Origin of the sequence: Collinsella aerofaciens ATCC 25986 (assembly GCF_010509075.1) — a bacterium.
Lineage (GTDB): Bacteria > Actinomycetota > Coriobacteriia > Coriobacteriales > Coriobacteriaceae > Collinsella > Collinsella aerofaciens.
The window spans coordinates 2,082,733-2,099,652 of record NZ_CP048433.1 but is presented as its reverse complement, the minus strand read 5'-3'; the positions used below and the strand labels follow the sequence as shown (position 1 = coordinate 2,099,652).

Sequence of the window (16,920 nt, the reverse complement as noted above, 5' to 3'; positions counted from 1 at the left end):
TTCAAAAGGAAACGAGAGTGGAAAATCTCCCACTTCAAGCCCGCATTCGAGCCAAAAGTGGGAGATTATCCACTCTCGTTCTAATCTAGTTACGGTGCCGTATCCCCGAACTACATCAAGTTGCAAACAGCCGCCGCGAAGGCAACGGGGTCCTCGGGCAAAATGCCCTCGACCAGCAGAGCCTGGTCATAGAGCAGACCGGAGTACTGCTTGATCTTGTCGGCGTCGCCTGCCTTCTGGGCAGCGACAAGCTTGTCAAAGACCGGGTGCTTGGCGTTGAGCTCGAGCACGCGTTGGCTCTTGGGCATGCCGTCGGGCGCGCCCTCGGGTCCTTTCTGGAGCACCTTCTCCATCTCGAGCGAAAGTGGGCCCTCGGTGGTGATGCAAGCGGGGGCATCGGTCAGGCGCGCGGAGACGGCAACTTTCTCGACCTTGTCACCGAGCGCCTCCTTCATTGCGCTAAAGAGATCCTCGTTCTCCTTGGTGGCGTCCTCGGCCTCCTTCTTCTCGTCCTCGGTCGCCAGATCAAGATCGCCAGTCGCAACGTTCTTGAGCTCCAGATGACGATCCTCGACCTCGGGCTCGGCACCGTCGGCCACGGCCTTTTCGGCAGCCTCGCGGGCAGCATCGTCCTCGTAGATCTTGGGCATATCGGCGGCAACGTACTCACGCATAGCCTGGAACGTGAACTCATCCACATCCTGCGTCAGCAGCAGCACGTCATAGCCGCGGTCGAGCACGCCCTTTACCACGGGCATCTTGGCCAAGCGCTCACGCGAATCGCCGGCGGCGTAGTAGATGGCCTTCTGATCCTCGGGCATGCCCTTGGCATACTCGGCCAGGGTAATCATCTTCTGTTCCTTGGCAGACCAGAACAGCAGCAGGTCGGCAAGCTCATCGGCCTTCATGCCATAGCTCGAGTAGATGCCGTACTTAAGGCCGCGGCCAAAGTTCTCAAAGAACTTCTCGTAGGCCTCGCGGTCGTTGTCGCGCATATCCTCAAGGTCGGCGGTAATCTTCTTTTCCACACGCTTGGCGATGGCCTTGAGCTGACGGTTCTGCTGCAGCGTCTCGCGCGAGATGTTGAGCGACACGTCGGCGGAATCCACGACGCCGCGGACAAAGTTGTAGTAGTCGGGCAGCAGGTCGTCGCACTTCTCCATAATCAGGACGTTGGAGCTGTAGAGCGACAGGCCCTTCTCGTAATCTTTGCTGTACAGATCGAACGGCGCGCGACCTGGCACAAACAGCAGTGCGTCGTACTCGAGCGTACCCTCGGCGTGGAAGCTGATGGTGCGCGCCGGATCGTCAAAGTCGTGGAACGTGGACTTGTAGAACTCGTCGTAGTCCTTCTGCTCGACATCGGAGCTGCGCTTTTTCCAGATCGGCGTCATGGAGTTGACGGTCTCAAGCTCCTGGTAGTCCTCGTACTCGGGCTTGTAATCGTCGCCGGCGTCCTCGGGCTTGGGTTTCTGGCGGCTCTTGGACACCATCATCTGAATCGGGTAGCGCACATAGTTGCTGTACTGCTGAATCAGGCTCTTGAGGCCCCACTCGGTCAGGAAGCGATCGTAGGTCTCGGCCTCGCCGTCGGCATCGAGCTTCTCGTTCTCGCGCAGCGTCAGGATGACATCGGTACCGTGCTCGGCGCGCTCACCGTCCTCGATGGTGTAGCCCTCAAGACCGTCGGATTCCCACACATGGGCGACATCCTCGCCATAGGCGCGGCTGACGACCTTCACATGGCTGGCGACCATAAAAGCCGAGTAGAAGCCCACGCCAAACTGGCCGATGATGTCGACATCCGAACCCTGCTGCTCGGCGTTCTCGGTCTTAAACTCCTCGGAGCCGGAATGGGCGATGGTGCCCAGATTGCGCTCGAGCTCCTCGGCGGTCATGCCAATGCCGTTATCCGAGATGGTAATGGTGCGGGCGTCTTTATCAAAGGAAACGCGAATAGCCAGGTCGCCCTGGTCGATCTTGACGCTCGGATCCTGCAGGCTCTTAAAGTTGAGCTTGTCGACGGCGTCGCTCGCGTTAGAGATAAGCTCGCGCAGGAAGATTTCCTTATTGGTGTAGATGGAGTTGATCATGAGGTCGAGCAGTTTTTTGCTCTCGGTCTTAAATTGACGCATGTGCAGTCCTTTCGCGCTACCCCCGTCCGCAAAAACGGCCCGGTCGCCCGAGCCGAATCGCAGACCTGCTATGTTCAGACTTAGATTTTATAACCCATTAGCGCGCATATATACATACGGAATCGAAAAACTGTATGTCTAAGCGCTCCGATGCGCCAATTGCCAAGGAGCGTCCCCAACTGCCGGCAGAGACGATATGAGCAGGACATAAAAACATTGAGAGCCCCTGCTGCATGAAAGACCGCGGATTAGGCCGACAATGGTGAGTGTCTAATTCAGCCGCGGCGGCCACGCCGCATTCATGGAAGGGGCTCCCATGCTCGATACTACCACCTTCGTCGGCCTCGACGTCCACGCCCGCTCGATAAAGGCAGTCTCCCTCGACGTCATGACCGGGGAGGTGCGCTGCGCGACCTTCGGCTACGACGCCGGCGCCGTCGCGGGGTGGGTGCGGTCCGTGGACCCAAAGGCCAAGTGCGTGTACGAGTCCGGGGTCACGGGGTTCGACCTGCAGAAGAGGCTCTCCGGCCTCGGGGTCGACTGCGTGGTCGGCGCCGTCTCGAAGATGATCAAGCCCAGCGCGGACAGGCGCAGGAAGAACGACCGCAACGACGCCGAGTTCCTCGCCCGCATGCTGTCGGTCGGCAACGTGGTCGAGGTGTGGGTCCCCGACGACGAGTGCGAGGCCGCCCGCGACCTGACCAGGGCGCTCGAGGACGCGAGGGACGACCTCTCGCGCTCGAAGCAGCGGCTCTCCAAGTTCCTGCTCAGGCACGGGCTCGTCTTCGACGAGAGGACGCCCACCGGCCGCAGGAAGGGCAACTGGACCCGGGCGCACTGGTCCTGGATCGAGTCGATAAGGTTCGCGGAGGGGGCCGACAACGAGGCGCTCGCCTACTACGTCGACGCGGTCAGGCGGGCGGCGGAGGACAAGGCGAGGCTCGAGGGGCTCGTCGAGGCCGAGACCCGCAAGCCCAGGTGGAGGAGGAGGGTCGACTCCCTGCGCTGCCTCAAGGGCGTCGACACCGCGACGGCCGCCGACCTCGTGTTCGAGGCCGGCGAGTTCTCGAGGTTCAGGAATGCCCGGTCGTTCGCCGCATGGGTCGGCCTGACGCCCTCCGAGCACTCCAGCGGGGAGAGCGACCGCAGGGGCGCGATCACCAAGGCGGGCAACAAGCACCTGAGAAAGGCGCTGGTCGAGGCCGCGTGGCACTACCTGACGTGCTCCGCGCGGCCGAAGGAGCCCGCCAGGGGCCAGGCCCCGGACCCGGGCGCCCGCAGGCATGCCGCCAAGGGCGTGCGGAGGCTGGTCGAGAGGCGCGGGACCCTGCTCGCGCGCGGGGTCCACAACAACAAGGCGAACGTCGCCACGGCGCGCGAGCTCGCCTGCTGGGTGTGGGCGGTCGGCCTCATGGCCGAGGAGGCGTAGGGGGGGGCGGTCCCCCGCACATAAGCCGATCACCCCGGAAGCGGTTGGATCCGAAGCCGTTGAGGCGAACCTCAGGTCCCTTTTCTGCGAGCGCCCAGGGCGCCACACGCGTGCACAGACTGTCGGTTCGACGTAGAAGCCTCAGCCGTAGCAACGGATTGCCCAGCGAGAGATCGCCACGGGCGGATATTAAACTGCAAAGACGAGCGTCGGGAAGACACGCCGAGGTCGCCGCGGACGGGTTGATATAGGGAGAGGGCCTGACCCCATATCGTTGGGGCCAGGCCCGATTTTGCCTCTTGACAATGTCCTGCTCATATTAAAAGGAACGTCCCTATCTGCCATCTACGCGCTTGGCCATCCAGACATGGGGCTGGCCCTCGTCTTCGTAATCTACCGGGGCGATTTGCGTGTAGCCCGCCTTTGCATAGAGCGGCAGCACGTATTCCTGCGCATGCAGCTTAATAAGCTTAGCGCCGGCATCGCGTGCACACGAAGCACTGGCCTCGACGATCGCACTCGCCAGTCCGCGACGACGCATAGCCGGCAGCACGGCGACGCGCCCCATAATGTAGATCTCCCCCGCCGCAACGCCTTCGTCCATGTCGCATGCCGGCAACACCGGGGCCTCTGCGTCAGCCGCGCGCTCAAACTCTTCGGGAAACACGCGCGAGCAACCGGCGAGCTCGCCGTCCACGTACAGCGTCACATGGATGCAGCTCGGAGCCTCGTCGATAGCGTCAAACTCATTCTCGTAGCCCTGCTCATCCATAAAAACGACGCGGCGCACCAGCGCCGCGTCTTCAAAGCATCCCGTCTTAAGTTGGATATCCATGGCTACCCCTTCATTCAATGCGAACGTTAGGGACAGATTTTAGCGAAAATGAGCTCCGCGCACGCTGAACTTCGCGCAAGCCTTTGCCAGGCAGTCGTAATGACCCACGTTATGGGCATCGCTCGCGATATAGCTGTACAGGTTCTGATCGAACAGGCGCTGTGCAGGCTTTTTCTCGCGACCAAAACGACCGCCGGCAATAAAGTCCGCCGAAGCCTGCAGCTTACAACCCATATCGACCAGACGCTCCGCCACGCTCACATCCTTTTGGACCGCGCGATAACGCTCAGGGTGGGCAATGATCACCTGGTAGCCAAGGCACTGCAAATCGTAAATCGTGTTCTCGTACTCTCTAAACGCATACGCATCGGCATGCGTCGAGAGCTCGAGCAGAAACTCATTGGTCCCATCGAAATGCAAGTGCTCCGCGGCATCAATACCAAGCTCGACAAGCTTACGATGGTTGACCTCAAAGCCCATCTGAAGCGGAAAACCATCTGCGTTATCACGCAGCAGCTCAAAGGCATCCCACATTTTGTCGTAATCAAAGTAAGGATCACGACAGTGCGGAGTACAGACAATCCTGGTAACGCCGGCCCGCTTGGCAGCCTCGAGCATCGCCAAGCTCTCATCGAGATCGGCGGCGCCGTCGTCTACACCCGGCAAAATATGGCAATGAATGTCACGCATAGGTCGGCCTTAATCAACTAAACGTTTGCTCGGTTGGTGAAGATACCCTTTTTGGAAGCGCCCTGATCGTCAGAGCCCTTCTTTACCTTCTTACCGTCCTTGGTGTAGTAAGAATAGTAGTACTCGCTGGTCTCGGTCTCGCAGTAGTTCATAACGGTACCGATGAGCTTGACCTTCTCGGACTTCTTAAGCTGACCGATGGCGTTGAGCGCCTCCTCGCGCTTGGTGAAATCCTCGCGCACCACGAACAGTGCACCGTCGGTCAGACTTGCGATCTCGGCAGCATCGATGAAGGTGCCGACCGGAGGAGCGTCGAAGATAACGTACTGGAACTTAGCAGACAGCGCCTTTACCAGCTTGGAAAAACGATGGGAGACGATGATGTCGGCAGGATTGGGGATGTGCGGCTCGGCATCGAGGAAGTAGAAGTTCTTCTGACCCGTCTCGACGATTGCCTGGTCGATGGAGATCTGCTCGGACAGGACCGCGTAGAGTCCGCCGCGCGAACGGACGCCGAGCATATCGGAAAGAGACCTGCGGCGCATATCGGCCTCGACCAGGAGCACGGACTTGCCGCTCGTGGCGATTGCCTGAGCAAGGTTGATGGAAACCGTAGACTTACCCTCGTTGGGAATCGAGGACGTAACGGTGATGGTACGAATGGGGTCGTCCACGCTCGCAAAGCGGATATTGGCCAGAAGGGTCTTGGCGGCATTCTGTACAACGAGCTTATCGGTGTTCTTTGCCTTAGCCATGCCTATTTACCACCTTTCATAGCCGGAATTCGGCCAACAACGGGAATACCCAGGAGCTCTTCTGCCTCTTCGGCACCGCGGATGCGGGTGTTGAGCATGTCTGCCAAGACGACATAGGCAACTGCGATAAAGATGCCCGCGAGGAACGCGACGGCAACGTACAGCATGCGCTTGGGACCGCTGGGGACCTCGGGGGTCTTGGCCTCGTCGATAACGTTGATGCTCTGGGCAGCGCCGACGTTCTGGGCAACCGTACTCACCGAGCTGGCCATGGCCTTAGCGACCTCAGCCGTCTCCTTGGCATCGGTGCCGGTGACCGAAAGCGTAATAACGCGCGTGGTCGTCTCGGAGGAAACAGAGACCTTGTAGTCATCCAAATCGGAAAGGCCCAGCTCGTTGGCAGCACCGCTCTTAACGCTATCGCTATCGAGCAGCGTGGCGATATCGTTGGAGAGCATCTGGCTCGCCGAGAGGTCGTTGTAGCTCATCTGACCGCTATCGTCGGTCTTGGCGAGAATGTACATGCTCGTCGTGGCGGTGTAGGTGTTATCCATCGCAGCGAAGGACACGATGCCCATGGCGATCGCGCAAACCACCGGAAGGGTGATGACCAGCTTAAGGTGCTTTTTCAGCAGCTGGAACAATTCGAGAAGGGTCATGCAGCTTGCCTTTCAGTTCCCCAGTTCGTATTGACAAAACTGTCCGTATGTTATCGCATCTTTTTACCGAGACCAAACTCTATACATAAGAAACAGCCTCTACGGTAAAAATGCCGGAAGCGTCCGTAAAATTGCACAACAACGCCGCACCCGAAAGACAGGTGCGGCGTTCACGTCAATATCCATATCGTTGCCGCTACGCAAACGGCTCGTCCTGCTGCACGGGAAACGTCACCGTGATGGTGGTTCCCACGCCCAATTCGCTCGACAGATCGAGCGTTGCGTGATGATACAGGGCGGCATGCTTGACAATGGCAAGCCCCAAGCCAGTTCCGCCACGTGCCTTGGACCTACTCTTGTCCACGCGATAGAACCGCTCAAACACCTTGCCCTGCTCTTCGGGTGCGATGCCGATTCCCGTGTCGGCGACCGCGAGAAACGGATGGCCCTCGTCGTCGGTACCGCACTGCAGCGTAACCGTACCGCCGGGTCGGTTGTAGCGGATGGCGTTGCTTGCCAGATTATAGATGAGCTCGTCGATCAAGCGCGACACGCCTTCGATGACCACGGGCTTGGTCTCATGACTTATCGTCACATTCGCCTGACGGGCGACCTGTTCAAGACGCTGCTCCACCGTCAAGATGGCACGAGAGAGCTCAATGGGCTCCGTGGACCCAATGGGCACCGCCTCGCCCTCGGTCGCACGCTCGGCCTCGTCCAAGTTAGATAGCGTAAGGATATCGTTGACGAGTGCCGCCAGACGGCCCGCCTCGCGATAGATGCGACCGCCAAAGTTGCGCAGGTCGTCCTCGCCCTCGACCATGCCGTTCGCGATGAGCTCGGCATAGCCCGAAATCGCCGTAAGCGGCGTCTTGAGTTCGTGGGTGATATTGGCCGTGAACTCGCGGCGCATACGGTCGTTGTCCGCCAGCACCGCCATCTGGCGCTTGAGCTCTTGGCGCTGCGACTCAATGCGCTCGAGCATGGGAACCATCTCGGCATAGGCATGCTCATAGCTACGGCGCGGGTGGTCCAGATCCACCTCTTGCAGCGGCGCGATAATGGCACGGGATTCACGGCGTGCCAGGAAAAACGAGAGTACCGCACCTGCTGCCGCAATAAGCAGCATCGGCGCCACCATCGACAGCAAAATCGCCGCAACGCCAGGTTGAGCTTGCGCTAGGCGGACAACTTGACCGTTATCGAGCCGGACGGCGCGGTACAGCATGATCTCATCGAGCGTAGAGCTCGAGCGCTCCGCGGAGCCCGAGCCGCTCTCGAAGGCCTCGACGACCTCGGGGCGATCGCCATGGTTGGGCAGCATGGCAGGCGACGCCTCGTTGTCGTAGGCAACCGATCCATCCTTGTTAATCAGCGTGATGCGCAAGTCCTCTCGATCGAGGCTACGCAAGAACGGGATGGGCTCCTGCTGCTCGTCGAGGGCGGCAGCAATGAGCTCGGTTTCTTGCGCCAGGTTGGCACTCGTGGCATCCGCCAAGGTGTTTTGCACAAAGAACGCACCCAGCACCGTAAACGCCACGATAACCGCCATGGCGCAGACAAAGATCGTCACAAAAACGCGGTGCGACAGCGTATGTTTTCCCTGGGGGGCGAAGACCACGGGTTACTCCTCCGATGCGGTGGCCGCGGTGTCGTCACCTTCGGCACCATCACCGGCAGAAGGCTCGGCCAAGCGGTAGCCCACGCCGCGCACGGTCTCGATGGCGCTGGCATGCTCGCCCAGTTTTTGGCGAAGCGTCTGCACGTGCACGTCAACGGTGCGCGAACCGCCGTCGAAGTCCCAGCCCCACACGCTCTGCAGCAACGACTCGCGGGTAAAGACCACGCCGGGCTTGCGCATGAGGTACTCGAGCAGGTCGAACTCGCGCAGGGTGAGCTTAAGCGACTCGCCGGCAACAGTCACCTCACGATGGCTGGGCGAGAGCACGATGTCGCCCACGCTGAGCACATCGCTTGCCTGTTTGACCATGCCGCCGCGACGCAGCAGTGCGCGGCAGCGGCTGGCGAGCTCCATGAGCGAAAACGGCTTAGTCAGGTAATCGTCGGCACCGCCATCGAGCGCCATCACCTTGTCGAGCTCGGTATCCTTGGCGGTAAGCATCATGATGGGCACCGTCGCCGTCAGGCGATCGGCACGCAGTCGACGCATAATCGCCAAGCCATCGGTATCGGGCAGCATGATGTCGAGCAGGACGGCATCGGGTACCCGTCGCGCCACGGCAGCCTTAAACTCACCGTCGCACGAAAAGCCTTCGGCCTCAATCCCCTGCTTGCGCAGCGCATAGACCGTCAAATCCCTGATGTTGTCATCGTCCTCGACGTAATAGATCATGTTAAACCCCTTTGCGGCCGGCATGACCGCATCTTAACCCTAAAGGTACCTTTACTAGATGGTATCAGCCAAAACGCCCCGTCAAATAATCCGCCGTGCGCGGATCGGTCGGATTCTTGAAGAGTTGCGCGGTGGGCGCGTGCTCCACCAGCTCACCCAGCAAAAAGAATGCGACCGAATCGGAGATACGCGCCGCCTGCTGCATATTGTGCGTAACGACCACGAGCGTGCAGGTCTCTTTGAGCTCGCAGGCCAGCTGCTCCACCACCAGCGTCGACACAGGATCAAGTGCCGAGGTCGGCTCGTCCATCAGCAGAATGTCGGGCTGCACGGCAAGTGCGCGGGCGATGCACAGACGCTGCTGCTGGCCGCCCGAAAGACCCAGACCCGACTCTTTGAGCTTGTCCTTGGCCTCGTCCCACAGGGCGGCGCGTCGCAGGGAGTCTTCGACCAGCTCGTCGAGCACGACGCGATCGCGCACTCCCATTCCGCGAGGACCGTAGGCGACGTTGTCGTAGATGCTCATGGGAAACGGGTTGGGGCGCTGGAACACCATGCCCACGCGCTGGCGAAGGCGGCAGATGTCGTAGTCGCCCAGGATATCTTGACCATCGAGCGCAATCTTGCCCTCGATTCGGCAGTCCTTGATGCCGTCGTTCATGCGGTTAAAGCAGCGCAGCAACGTGGACTTTCCGCAGCCCGAAGGCCCGATGAACGAGGTAATCTGCTTGTCGCGGATCTTGATATTCACGTCCTTGAGCGCATGGTGGTCGCCATAGAACAGGTCGAGGCCCTCAACATCGATTCGCGTCGGCGAGGCGGCAAGATCCTCTGCCGTGGGGCGAGTCGCATCCCCAACCTCGCGCTCGTGCGCGGCCTCGGCCTGCGCTTTCATGAGTTCTTCAAGCTCCGTGGGCTCCACAGCCGCAGCAGCCGTCATACCGCATACCTCCACATCGATATCAATTCAGCAGTATCGATAGTAGGAATCGCGGCTCATATGCACGTGAGCGCATTGTCAAGTGTTTGTAAGGGCACACTGGCTATGCGGCGGGCAGCTCGATGGTGAATATCGTGTGTTCGGGCGTCGATTCACATGCAACGGTACCGCCGTGCGCGCATACGATCTCCTTGGCGATGGCAAGCCCCAGTCCAGCGCCGCCGCGATTGGTCGCACGCGCCGCATCCAGGCGATAGAACTTCTCAAAGATCACCTTGAGCTTTGCCTCAGGGATGGGATCGCCCTGATTGATAAAGCGCACGCGCACGCCACCGCCGTCCCGGCGTCTGGCCTCGATCGTGATGGTCGAGCCCTCATAGCTATAGGCAATAGCGTTTTTCATGATGTTGTTGAACACGCGAGCCATTTTGTCGCCATCCACGAGCACCGTCAGGTCCTCGCGAATATCAACTTGGACTTCCTTATGCTGCTCGTTGAGGATGGGATAGAACTCGTCAGCCACCTGAGCCAGCAGCAACCCCAGATCAACATAGCCGCGCGTGAGCACGATATCGTGGAAGTCAAAGCGCGTGATATCGAAGAACTCTTCGATGAGCGCATCGAGCCGGTGCGCCTTGTCGAGAGCCACGCCCGTAAAGTGCGCACGTTGCTCAACCGGCAGCTCAGGAGCCTCTTGCAGCAGCGAAAGATAGCCCACTACGCTCGCAAGCGGGGTGCGTAGGTCATGTGCCAAGTACGTAACCAGATCGTCCTTGCGATGCGACTCGTCACGCAGAGCTTGCTGCACCTTGCGCTCACGGTCACGCACGCGGTTAAGGGCGCCCTCGACCTCCAAGAAGTCGCCGTCGATGTTGTCCCAGGTGTCGGGGTGATCGATCAGGCGATCTTGAATACGAGCGGCCAGCACACAATCGGCATGCTGCTCGCCCTGTTCGTAGCCCTGGTAGTACAGGGCACGGCCGCACAAGAACAGCACGCACGCGGCAAGCGCCAGCACAAAGCCAAGCATGTTGAATACAAAGCCGGCATCGAACAGCACCGGCCCTTCGATGCCGCCGAGCGCCATGGCGCCAATCGCCAACGTCATGGCCCACGCGGCGCCGCCAATCACCATGCAGCGGCGCACGATCTCAAATCGATCGATCAGCAAAAAGCCGACAAGCAGCACCGCCAAGATTCCGACGATGTTGTCGATGCCAATCAGCAGCAGGCTCAGCAAAAAGAGCAGCACCGTTGCAAGCGCGCGGTTGTCGACGACCGACCTCACGTATTCAAAGAGCCGATCGGGCACCTCGAACGCTTGCCTATCGTCTTTTGTCATATCAAGATCCTCACAAGCGAAAAGCGTTATTCGATGATGTAGCCGACGCCCCAGACGTTTTTGATAAAGCGTGGCTTTTGTGCGTCGTCGCCGATCTTTTCGCGCAAGTGGCGAATATGCACCATCACCGTATTGTTGGAGCCGGGCATAAAGTCCTCGTTCCACACCGCGCGGAACAGGTCCTCCACGGCCACCACGCTGCCGCGATGCTCGACCAGATACAGCAAGATTGAATACTCGGTGGGCGTGAGGCGAACCGGTGAACCGTCCACTGTCACGGAACGAGCATCGCGGTTGATCTCCAAGCCGTCGAGCTGAATGGTCGGCGACTCGGCCGCCTGTGCACGGCTACCGTAGCTGGTGTAGCGGCGAAGCTGAGCGTGCACGCGCGCGATGAGCTCCAGCGGACGGAACGGCTTAACCACGTAATCGTCCGCGCCAAGCGAAAGGCCCCCGATCTTGTCTTGCTGGGCATCGCGCGCCGTCAGCATGATCACGGGATAGGTATGGCTGGAACGGATCGTACGCAGCAGCTCAAACCCATCGATATCGGGCAGCATGACATCAAGCAGCGCCAGATCGAACTCCTGCTCCAAAATCGCCTTGGCAGCATCGGCCCCGCTATAGGCAATCTGGACATCAAAGCCCTCTTTTGTAAGGTAGATGCCAACCAAGTCGGCGATGGCCTTCTCGTCATCAACTACCAAAATGCGCTCGTTCATGCGTGCTCCTCTCGCGCTCCATTATGCCTGAGGCGACGCACGCCACACACAACAAGCGTGGGTGATTAAGTCGGCCTTAAGCACCCTTGTGCCCGTTCGGGTGCGGATGTGGGCCAAGCGCGCACGCGATGATCGCCGACGCCGGCAAACGATATACTCTAGTTTCAGAAGAGACCATCCCGTCGAAAGCGAAATCTGTGAAGTCCCTCACCTCTTTTGCAAAGCGCTCAGCCCAGCTTGCCGCCGGCTTTGTCTGCGCTATCGCCCTTGCCGCTGGCGCGCCCACCGTCGCCGGCGCCCAAGTGCTCACGACCGACAATGTTTGCGGCAAAACCGCCGATGCGCGCGGCATCACGGCCGAAAACCTGCCCGATATCGATGCGACCAATGCCCTCGTCATGGGCAAAGACGGCACCGTCTACTATGGGCGCGGCGCCGATGAGCAGGTCAAGATTGCCTCGATCACCAAGGTCATGACCGCAATCCTAACCGTCGAGAATTGCAAGATGGACGAGAAGGTCACGGTGAGCAACGCCGCAGCCACTGTGGGTAATTCGACCGCCGGCTTGCTCGAAGGCGACGAGCTTACCGTGGAGCAGGCGCTGCGCGGCCTGATGATTCCCTCGGGCAACGACGCCGCCATCGTGCTCGCCGAATATGTGGGCAAGAAGATCGACCCTAAGACCAAAGACGCCGAGGCCACATTTGTGAAGGCCATGAACGAGCGCGCTAAGAAGCTCGGCTGCACCGGTACGCTTTTTGAAAACCCGCATGGTCTGGACTTTGATGAGTGGGCTGGCGATATGCACTCAACCGCACACGACGTAGCGCTGATGATGCAGGAGGCCATGAAAAACGACACGATCCGCGAGGTCGTAGCGAGCGAGGATTCCTGGATCGAGGTCACGGGCGCCGACGGCACCGACCATTCGCATTCCATGGACACGCATAACTATTTGCTGGGCCAAGATGGCAACATCGGTGGCAAGACCGGCACCACCGACGACGCGGGCTATTGCTTTACGAGCGCCTACAACCGCGACGGCGACGAGATCTACACCGTTATTTTGAACTCCACCACCACCGATCAGCGCTTTACCGATACCGCCACCCTTGTCAACTGGTACTACGACCACAAGGTGACGGTCGCAATCGCCAACACGCAAGAAAAGACCGCCAACGGCAACCCGCTTATGGCGCGCATTAGTCAAACCGACTGGACGGATAAGACAATCGACGCCACGCTCGCCGACCCCGCCGCACAGGCAACGGTGTTCTCACTCGCCGGCGAAGTGACCGAAAAAGTTAGCTACGATGACCTTTCGGGCACGGTGCATGTTGGCGACAAGGTAGGCAGCGTTACGCTCAAGCAGGACGGCACCAAGGTCGCCGTCATGGACCTGGTTGCCGACGAGGAAGGCTCGGGGCCGAATCCCATTGAATGGCTGCTCGTGAAGCTCGATCGCTTGGGCCGCCGCATCGACAACCGGCCACTTGCGGCAGAGAGCGAGACCGTCGCCAAGGCTCCTGAGGTGTAGAGCGCAAGAATAATCAGCCCACTGAAAGGAGGCGTCCGAAAGGATGCCTCCTTTTTGAGGGTTCGAATCCCCAGCCTCCATTCTTGATAATAAAAAAGGGCCCCAAATGGGACCCTTCTTCAAATTCGTACTGGCGGAGAGCTGGGGATATCCGGGCATGCTGCGCATGCCCTCCGGCTTCAAAGCCTGGCGGCTTTTCGCCCACGGGCTACAAACGCTTTCGCGTTTGCTTAACGCCCGTGCCCTCTCGGGTTCGAATCCCCAGCTAACGTTCTCCATACCAAAAAGGGCCCCTTACGGAGCCCTTCTTCAAATTCGTACTGGCGGAGAGCTGGGGATTCGAACCCCAGATGCCCTTTTGGGGCATACTCGCTTAGCAGGCGAGCACCTTCGGCCTCTCGGTCAGCTCTCCGTAACAGCCGTTCTATAGTAACCAAACAGCCAAGGATGGGCAAGAGGAAATTTTCTAATTGCCTAGCATCCTTTCCTCCTTGGAAGCTTCGCCTACCCCAGCGAGCGGTTGAGGGAGCCGAGCTCGTCGTTGCCCATGGTGCGCCACATTTGGAAGATGCAACCGCGTGCCAGGAAAAAGAAGCCGTTGTCGACCAGTTGAACAGCGGCATCTGCCAGCTGATTCGTCACGGCGGACACTGGCGGCAGCTCGAGTCCAGCCTTGCGGATGGTCTCGACCGCTTCCTCGAACGTCGGAGGCTCGCTGACGCCCATCTCGTTCATAAGGCCCTGCATTTCTTCCAGCGCGCTACTGCCCGACTCCTCGCCGCGCGGCACGAGACGGTAACAAGCCAGTGCTAGGTCGAGCTGATCGCAATTCCAATAGGCAAACGCCAAGCGATAGAACAGGTAGCCGATTGCAGAACGATCGCTGGCAATACGTAGGCCGTGGCGCGCCACCTCGATAATCTCGTCAAAGCGCTCCAGACGCGCAAGCACGTTGATGAGCGCAAAGTGCGATTGCATGGACGAGCGCGCCAGATCGTAAAGATGGCGCACCTCGGGCAGCGCTCGTTCAAAGTCCTCTTGCTCGGCGTAAAAGCTGCAGATCTCGTGCTGGGCAAAGTACAGCGCATCGGGCGCACGAAGGATTCGCACAGAGCGGTCTTCTTCCAACACCGGTAGCACCATGCGCACCAGCTGGTTATCGCAAAACTGCGTTTGAACCGGACCTGTCGCCAAAAGCTCGGCGACGGCGCACTTAGCCTCCAACTCCTCGACAAGACGAGAAAAGCCTTCAAAAGCACCTGTACGGTCGACTTTTGCCTGCTCGCGCAATTCAACAACACGGGCCACGTATGGGTCGTCGTCCTCTTCCATGACCTCCAACTCGTCAGCCGTATCGGCAAGCAGCAGATCGCGCAGCGCCGGCGGCAGCGTGCGATGGTCATCACGCGGACGAGCATGAACCTCCGCAGGCTCAATCGTCTCCGGAGCGGTTGACTCATACGCCTCAAGTACACGCTTGCACGACATATCGTCCATGTCCATGCTCTCAAGATCCTTGGCGACAGGCACGCAATCGGCCAGATAGGCCGCGCGCCCAAAGAAATACGTTGCAACAACGCGCTCGCCCTGCTCACTGTCGGGAGCAGCAATCTGCACATAGCAGCGCGTGATGCAGGTGCCCGCGGCAAAACACGCTGCCGCAAGCGTGAGTGCCACACGTGCATCGTGCTCCGCGCCCCAGATCGCGCGCGTGTCCTCGTCCAGCTCGCGCCAAGCGTCATCTTGAGCGTCGTATTCACGTTGCGGCATGGCATCAACGACAGACTGCCCAAACCGAACGAGCATAATCCCCTCGGCAACGTTTACTCGATAGGTATAGTCGAGCCGCGTGACCACGTTAAGCGCCTCAACGATTCGCGCAAAACGGGTGCGCACGTCCCACTCGCCGCCCGGCTGGCACGAAACCGTTCCCGGCTTTGCCCACGGGTTATCGCTCGAGGCCGTATCGAGCAGTCGGGGAACATCGTTGGTCGTCTTAGCGATATGCCACGAATCAAAGAGTGCACAGCCCTCAAGGCTCGGCGACGAGGCCGCGGGGGCCAATCCGGCCCCGATGCGCTCGAGGATGCCGGAAAGGCGGTTGAGACGGCACTCTATTGCAAGCAGCATGTCAATCTCGTCCTGGTCCAGCAGGCTACGATCAAAATTGAGATAGAAAAGCTTTGAACGATCAATGCGAGCCAGGCTCATCTCGGACTTGGCAGCGATGGTGCGCAGACGGGGCAAGTCAATTTCGCTCATAAGGGTGGCGGCATAGCGCTCGATACCGCTCGGATTCTCGGCATGGTCAACGCGGTAGAGCAGCGTCTCGATAGCGTCAGGTAGCGGTGCCGTGTTAAAGCCCAAAAACACCTCGACCGGCTCGGGCAACTTTACGAGCTTGATCTTGTCGACAACATTTTGCATACCCTCGTCGAGTCCGCCGGCGTCCGCCGTGCTCGCAATGGCATTTTCGGAGTCAGCGAATATCACGTAGCGCAGGAACATCGATGCCATGAACTCGCCGTAAGGAAGGGCGCGGGTCGAATTCCATGTCTCGTGGTCGGACTGCTCGCGCATGGGGCCTTCGGGAGAACCGACAGTTTGCGCACATGCGTGCATTGCACCGTTGGCTTCCCTTACCATAATCTCACCAATACTGGAATCCGACTCGTCAAGGACCAGTTCCATGTCGGGATCGTTGGGCAGCGGAGCCTCGCTGACGGGGCGGTCCACCTTGTACACCTCACCCGAAACGCTTACGTAGCCCAAAAGCGACACATGACTTTTGCCAACGAACTCGACGACATAACAAGATTCACGCTGATCCTCGCCAAAGAGTTTCCAGACCACGCCATATGAGCGTCCCGCAGGCTGCTCGGGTATCGCCGGAAAGCGCTTCTTGGGATCGAGAAACCTGAGCTTGTATGTCGGACGCTCTGCCACGAAGTATCACCCTGATCGGTCGCTTGAAGAAGGAGTGGTCGCGAATAAGTCGCGACATCTACTCGGAATCTTACACGAGTCGATAAGAAATCGTCCGCTTCACGCCCGCGCCTCGACCGAGGTTCGAATCCATGCAGTGCTTACGTAAAAGAAAAGCCCCCGTTGCCGGGAGCTTTAATCTCAAATGGTGCGGCGTATAGGATTCCGCGCATCCGCTGCGCGGATCCGCACCGGCTTCGCCCGCCTGCCGGCGTGCTCGCCCGCTCGCTAAAAACGCCCCGCGTTTTCTTGGCGCTCGCGCCTCGACCGAGGTTCGAATCCATGCAGCGGCGACATAAAAGAAAAGCCCCCGTTGCCGAAGGCTTCAAGTTCAATTGGTGCGGCGTATAGGATTCGAACCTATGACGTTCTGATTCGTAGTCAGACCCTCTATCCAGCTGAGGTAACGCCGCGACTTGTTGATTATTATGCACATGGACTGAATAAAGGTCAAGCGTTTTTCAAAAAAAGTTATTGAATTTGATTTTTACTCATTTTGACCACTTGATGCGATCTTCGACGCATCGCGATATAAGA

General features: G+C 59.3%; 13 protein-coding genes and 2 tRNA genes. 2 read left to right on the top strand and 13 right to left on the bottom strand.

The window, feature by feature from the left end; all coding sequences use genetic code 11:
* Positions 1-110: 110 nt before the first annotated feature.
* Positions 111-2,135 (bottom strand): molecular chaperone HtpG, encoded by a 2,025-nt coding sequence (gene htpG, locus GXM19_RS09390; RefSeq protein WP_006234795.1) that lies wholly within the window; start codon positions 2,133-2,135, stop codon positions 111-113.
* Positions 2,136-2,451: 316 nt separating this feature from the next.
* Here htpG and GXM19_RS09385 point away from each other — a divergent pair, with 316 nt between their 5' ends.
* Positions 2,452-3,564 (top strand): IS110 family RNA-guided transposase, encoded by a 1,113-nt coding sequence (locus tag GXM19_RS09385; protein ID WP_115596158.1) that lies wholly within the window; start codon positions 2,452-2,454, stop codon positions 3,562-3,564.
* A gap of 334 nt (positions 3,565-3,898) precedes the next feature.
* On the opposite strand, the gene GXM19_RS09380 is transcribed toward GXM19_RS09385, so the two are convergent.
* From GXM19_RS09380 to GXM19_RS09340, 9 genes are all read right to left on the bottom strand, one after another.
* Positions 3,899-4,399 (bottom strand): GNAT family N-acetyltransferase, encoded by a 501-nt coding sequence (locus GXM19_RS09380; RefSeq protein ID WP_006234797.1) that lies wholly within the window; start codon positions 4,397-4,399, stop codon positions 3,899-3,901.
* Between the two features lie 39 nt (positions 4,400-4,438).
* Complete coding sequence (locus tag GXM19_RS09375; protein ID WP_006234798.1) at positions 4,439-5,089, bottom strand: tyrosine-protein phosphatase; 651 nt, start codon at positions 5,087-5,089, stop codon at positions 4,439-4,441.
* A 17-nt stretch (positions 5,090-5,106) separates the two neighbouring features.
* Positions 5,107-5,844, bottom strand: a complete 738-nt coding sequence (locus GXM19_RS09370) for a CpsD/CapB family tyrosine-protein kinase (RefSeq protein WP_006234799.1) — start codon at positions 5,842-5,844, stop codon at positions 5,107-5,109.
* A 2-nt stretch (positions 5,845-5,846) separates the two neighbouring features.
* A complete protein-coding gene (locus GXM19_RS09365; RefSeq protein ID WP_006234800.1) occupies positions 5,847-6,503 on the bottom strand; it encodes a YveK family protein in 657 nt (218 codons plus the stop codon).
* 196 nt (positions 6,504-6,699) lie between these two features.
* Positions 6,700-8,124 carry a sensor histidine kinase gene (locus tag GXM19_RS09360; protein ID WP_040358824.1) on the bottom strand — a complete coding sequence of 475 codons (1,425 nt, stop codon included), beginning with the start codon at positions 8,122-8,124 and terminating at the stop codon, positions 6,700-6,702.
* A 3-nt stretch (positions 8,125-8,127) separates the two neighbouring features.
* Entirely contained in the window at positions 8,128-8,856 is a 729-nt protein-coding gene (locus tag GXM19_RS09355; protein WP_050766101.1) for a response regulator transcription factor, read from the bottom strand.
* A 64-nt stretch (positions 8,857-8,920) separates the two neighbouring features.
* The gene (gene pstB, locus GXM19_RS09350) at positions 8,921-9,796 is read right to left on the bottom strand and encodes a phosphate ABC transporter ATP-binding protein PstB (protein ID WP_006234803.1); all 876 of its coding nucleotides are present in this window, start codon (positions 9,794-9,796) and stop codon (positions 8,921-8,923) included.
* A gap of 103 nt (positions 9,797-9,899) precedes the next feature.
* Positions 9,900-11,138, bottom strand: coding sequence for a sensor histidine kinase (locus GXM19_RS09345; RefSeq protein ID WP_006234804.1), 1,239 nt, complete (start codon positions 11,136-11,138; stop codon positions 9,900-9,902).
* 26 nt (positions 11,139-11,164) lie between these two features.
* The gene (locus GXM19_RS09340; protein WP_006234805.1) at positions 11,165-11,860 is read right to left on the bottom strand and encodes a response regulator transcription factor; all 696 of its coding nucleotides are present in this window, start codon (positions 11,858-11,860) and stop codon (positions 11,165-11,167) included.
* Positions 11,861-12,057: 197 nt separating this feature from the next.
* Here GXM19_RS09340 and GXM19_RS09335 point away from each other — a divergent pair, with 197 nt between their 5' ends.
* A complete protein-coding gene (locus GXM19_RS09335; protein ID WP_040358827.1) occupies positions 12,058-13,398 on the top strand; it encodes a D-alanyl-D-alanine carboxypeptidase family protein in 1,341 nt (446 codons plus the stop codon).
* 321 nt (positions 13,399-13,719) lie between these two features.
* On the opposite strand, the gene GXM19_RS09330 is transcribed toward GXM19_RS09335, so the two are convergent.
* The 3 genes from GXM19_RS09330 to GXM19_RS09320 form a co-directional block, all read right to left on the bottom strand.
* Positions 13,720-13,810 (bottom strand) — tRNA-Ser (locus GXM19_RS09330).
* 92 nt (positions 13,811-13,902) lie between these two features.
* Positions 13,903-16,344 (bottom strand): tetratricopeptide repeat protein, encoded by a 2,442-nt coding sequence (locus GXM19_RS09325; protein ID WP_050766102.1) that lies wholly within the window; start codon positions 16,342-16,344, stop codon positions 13,903-13,905.
* A 375-nt stretch (positions 16,345-16,719) separates the two neighbouring features.
* Positions 16,720-16,796, bottom strand: a tRNA-Arg gene (locus tag GXM19_RS09320).
* Positions 16,797-16,920 lie beyond the last annotated feature (124 nt).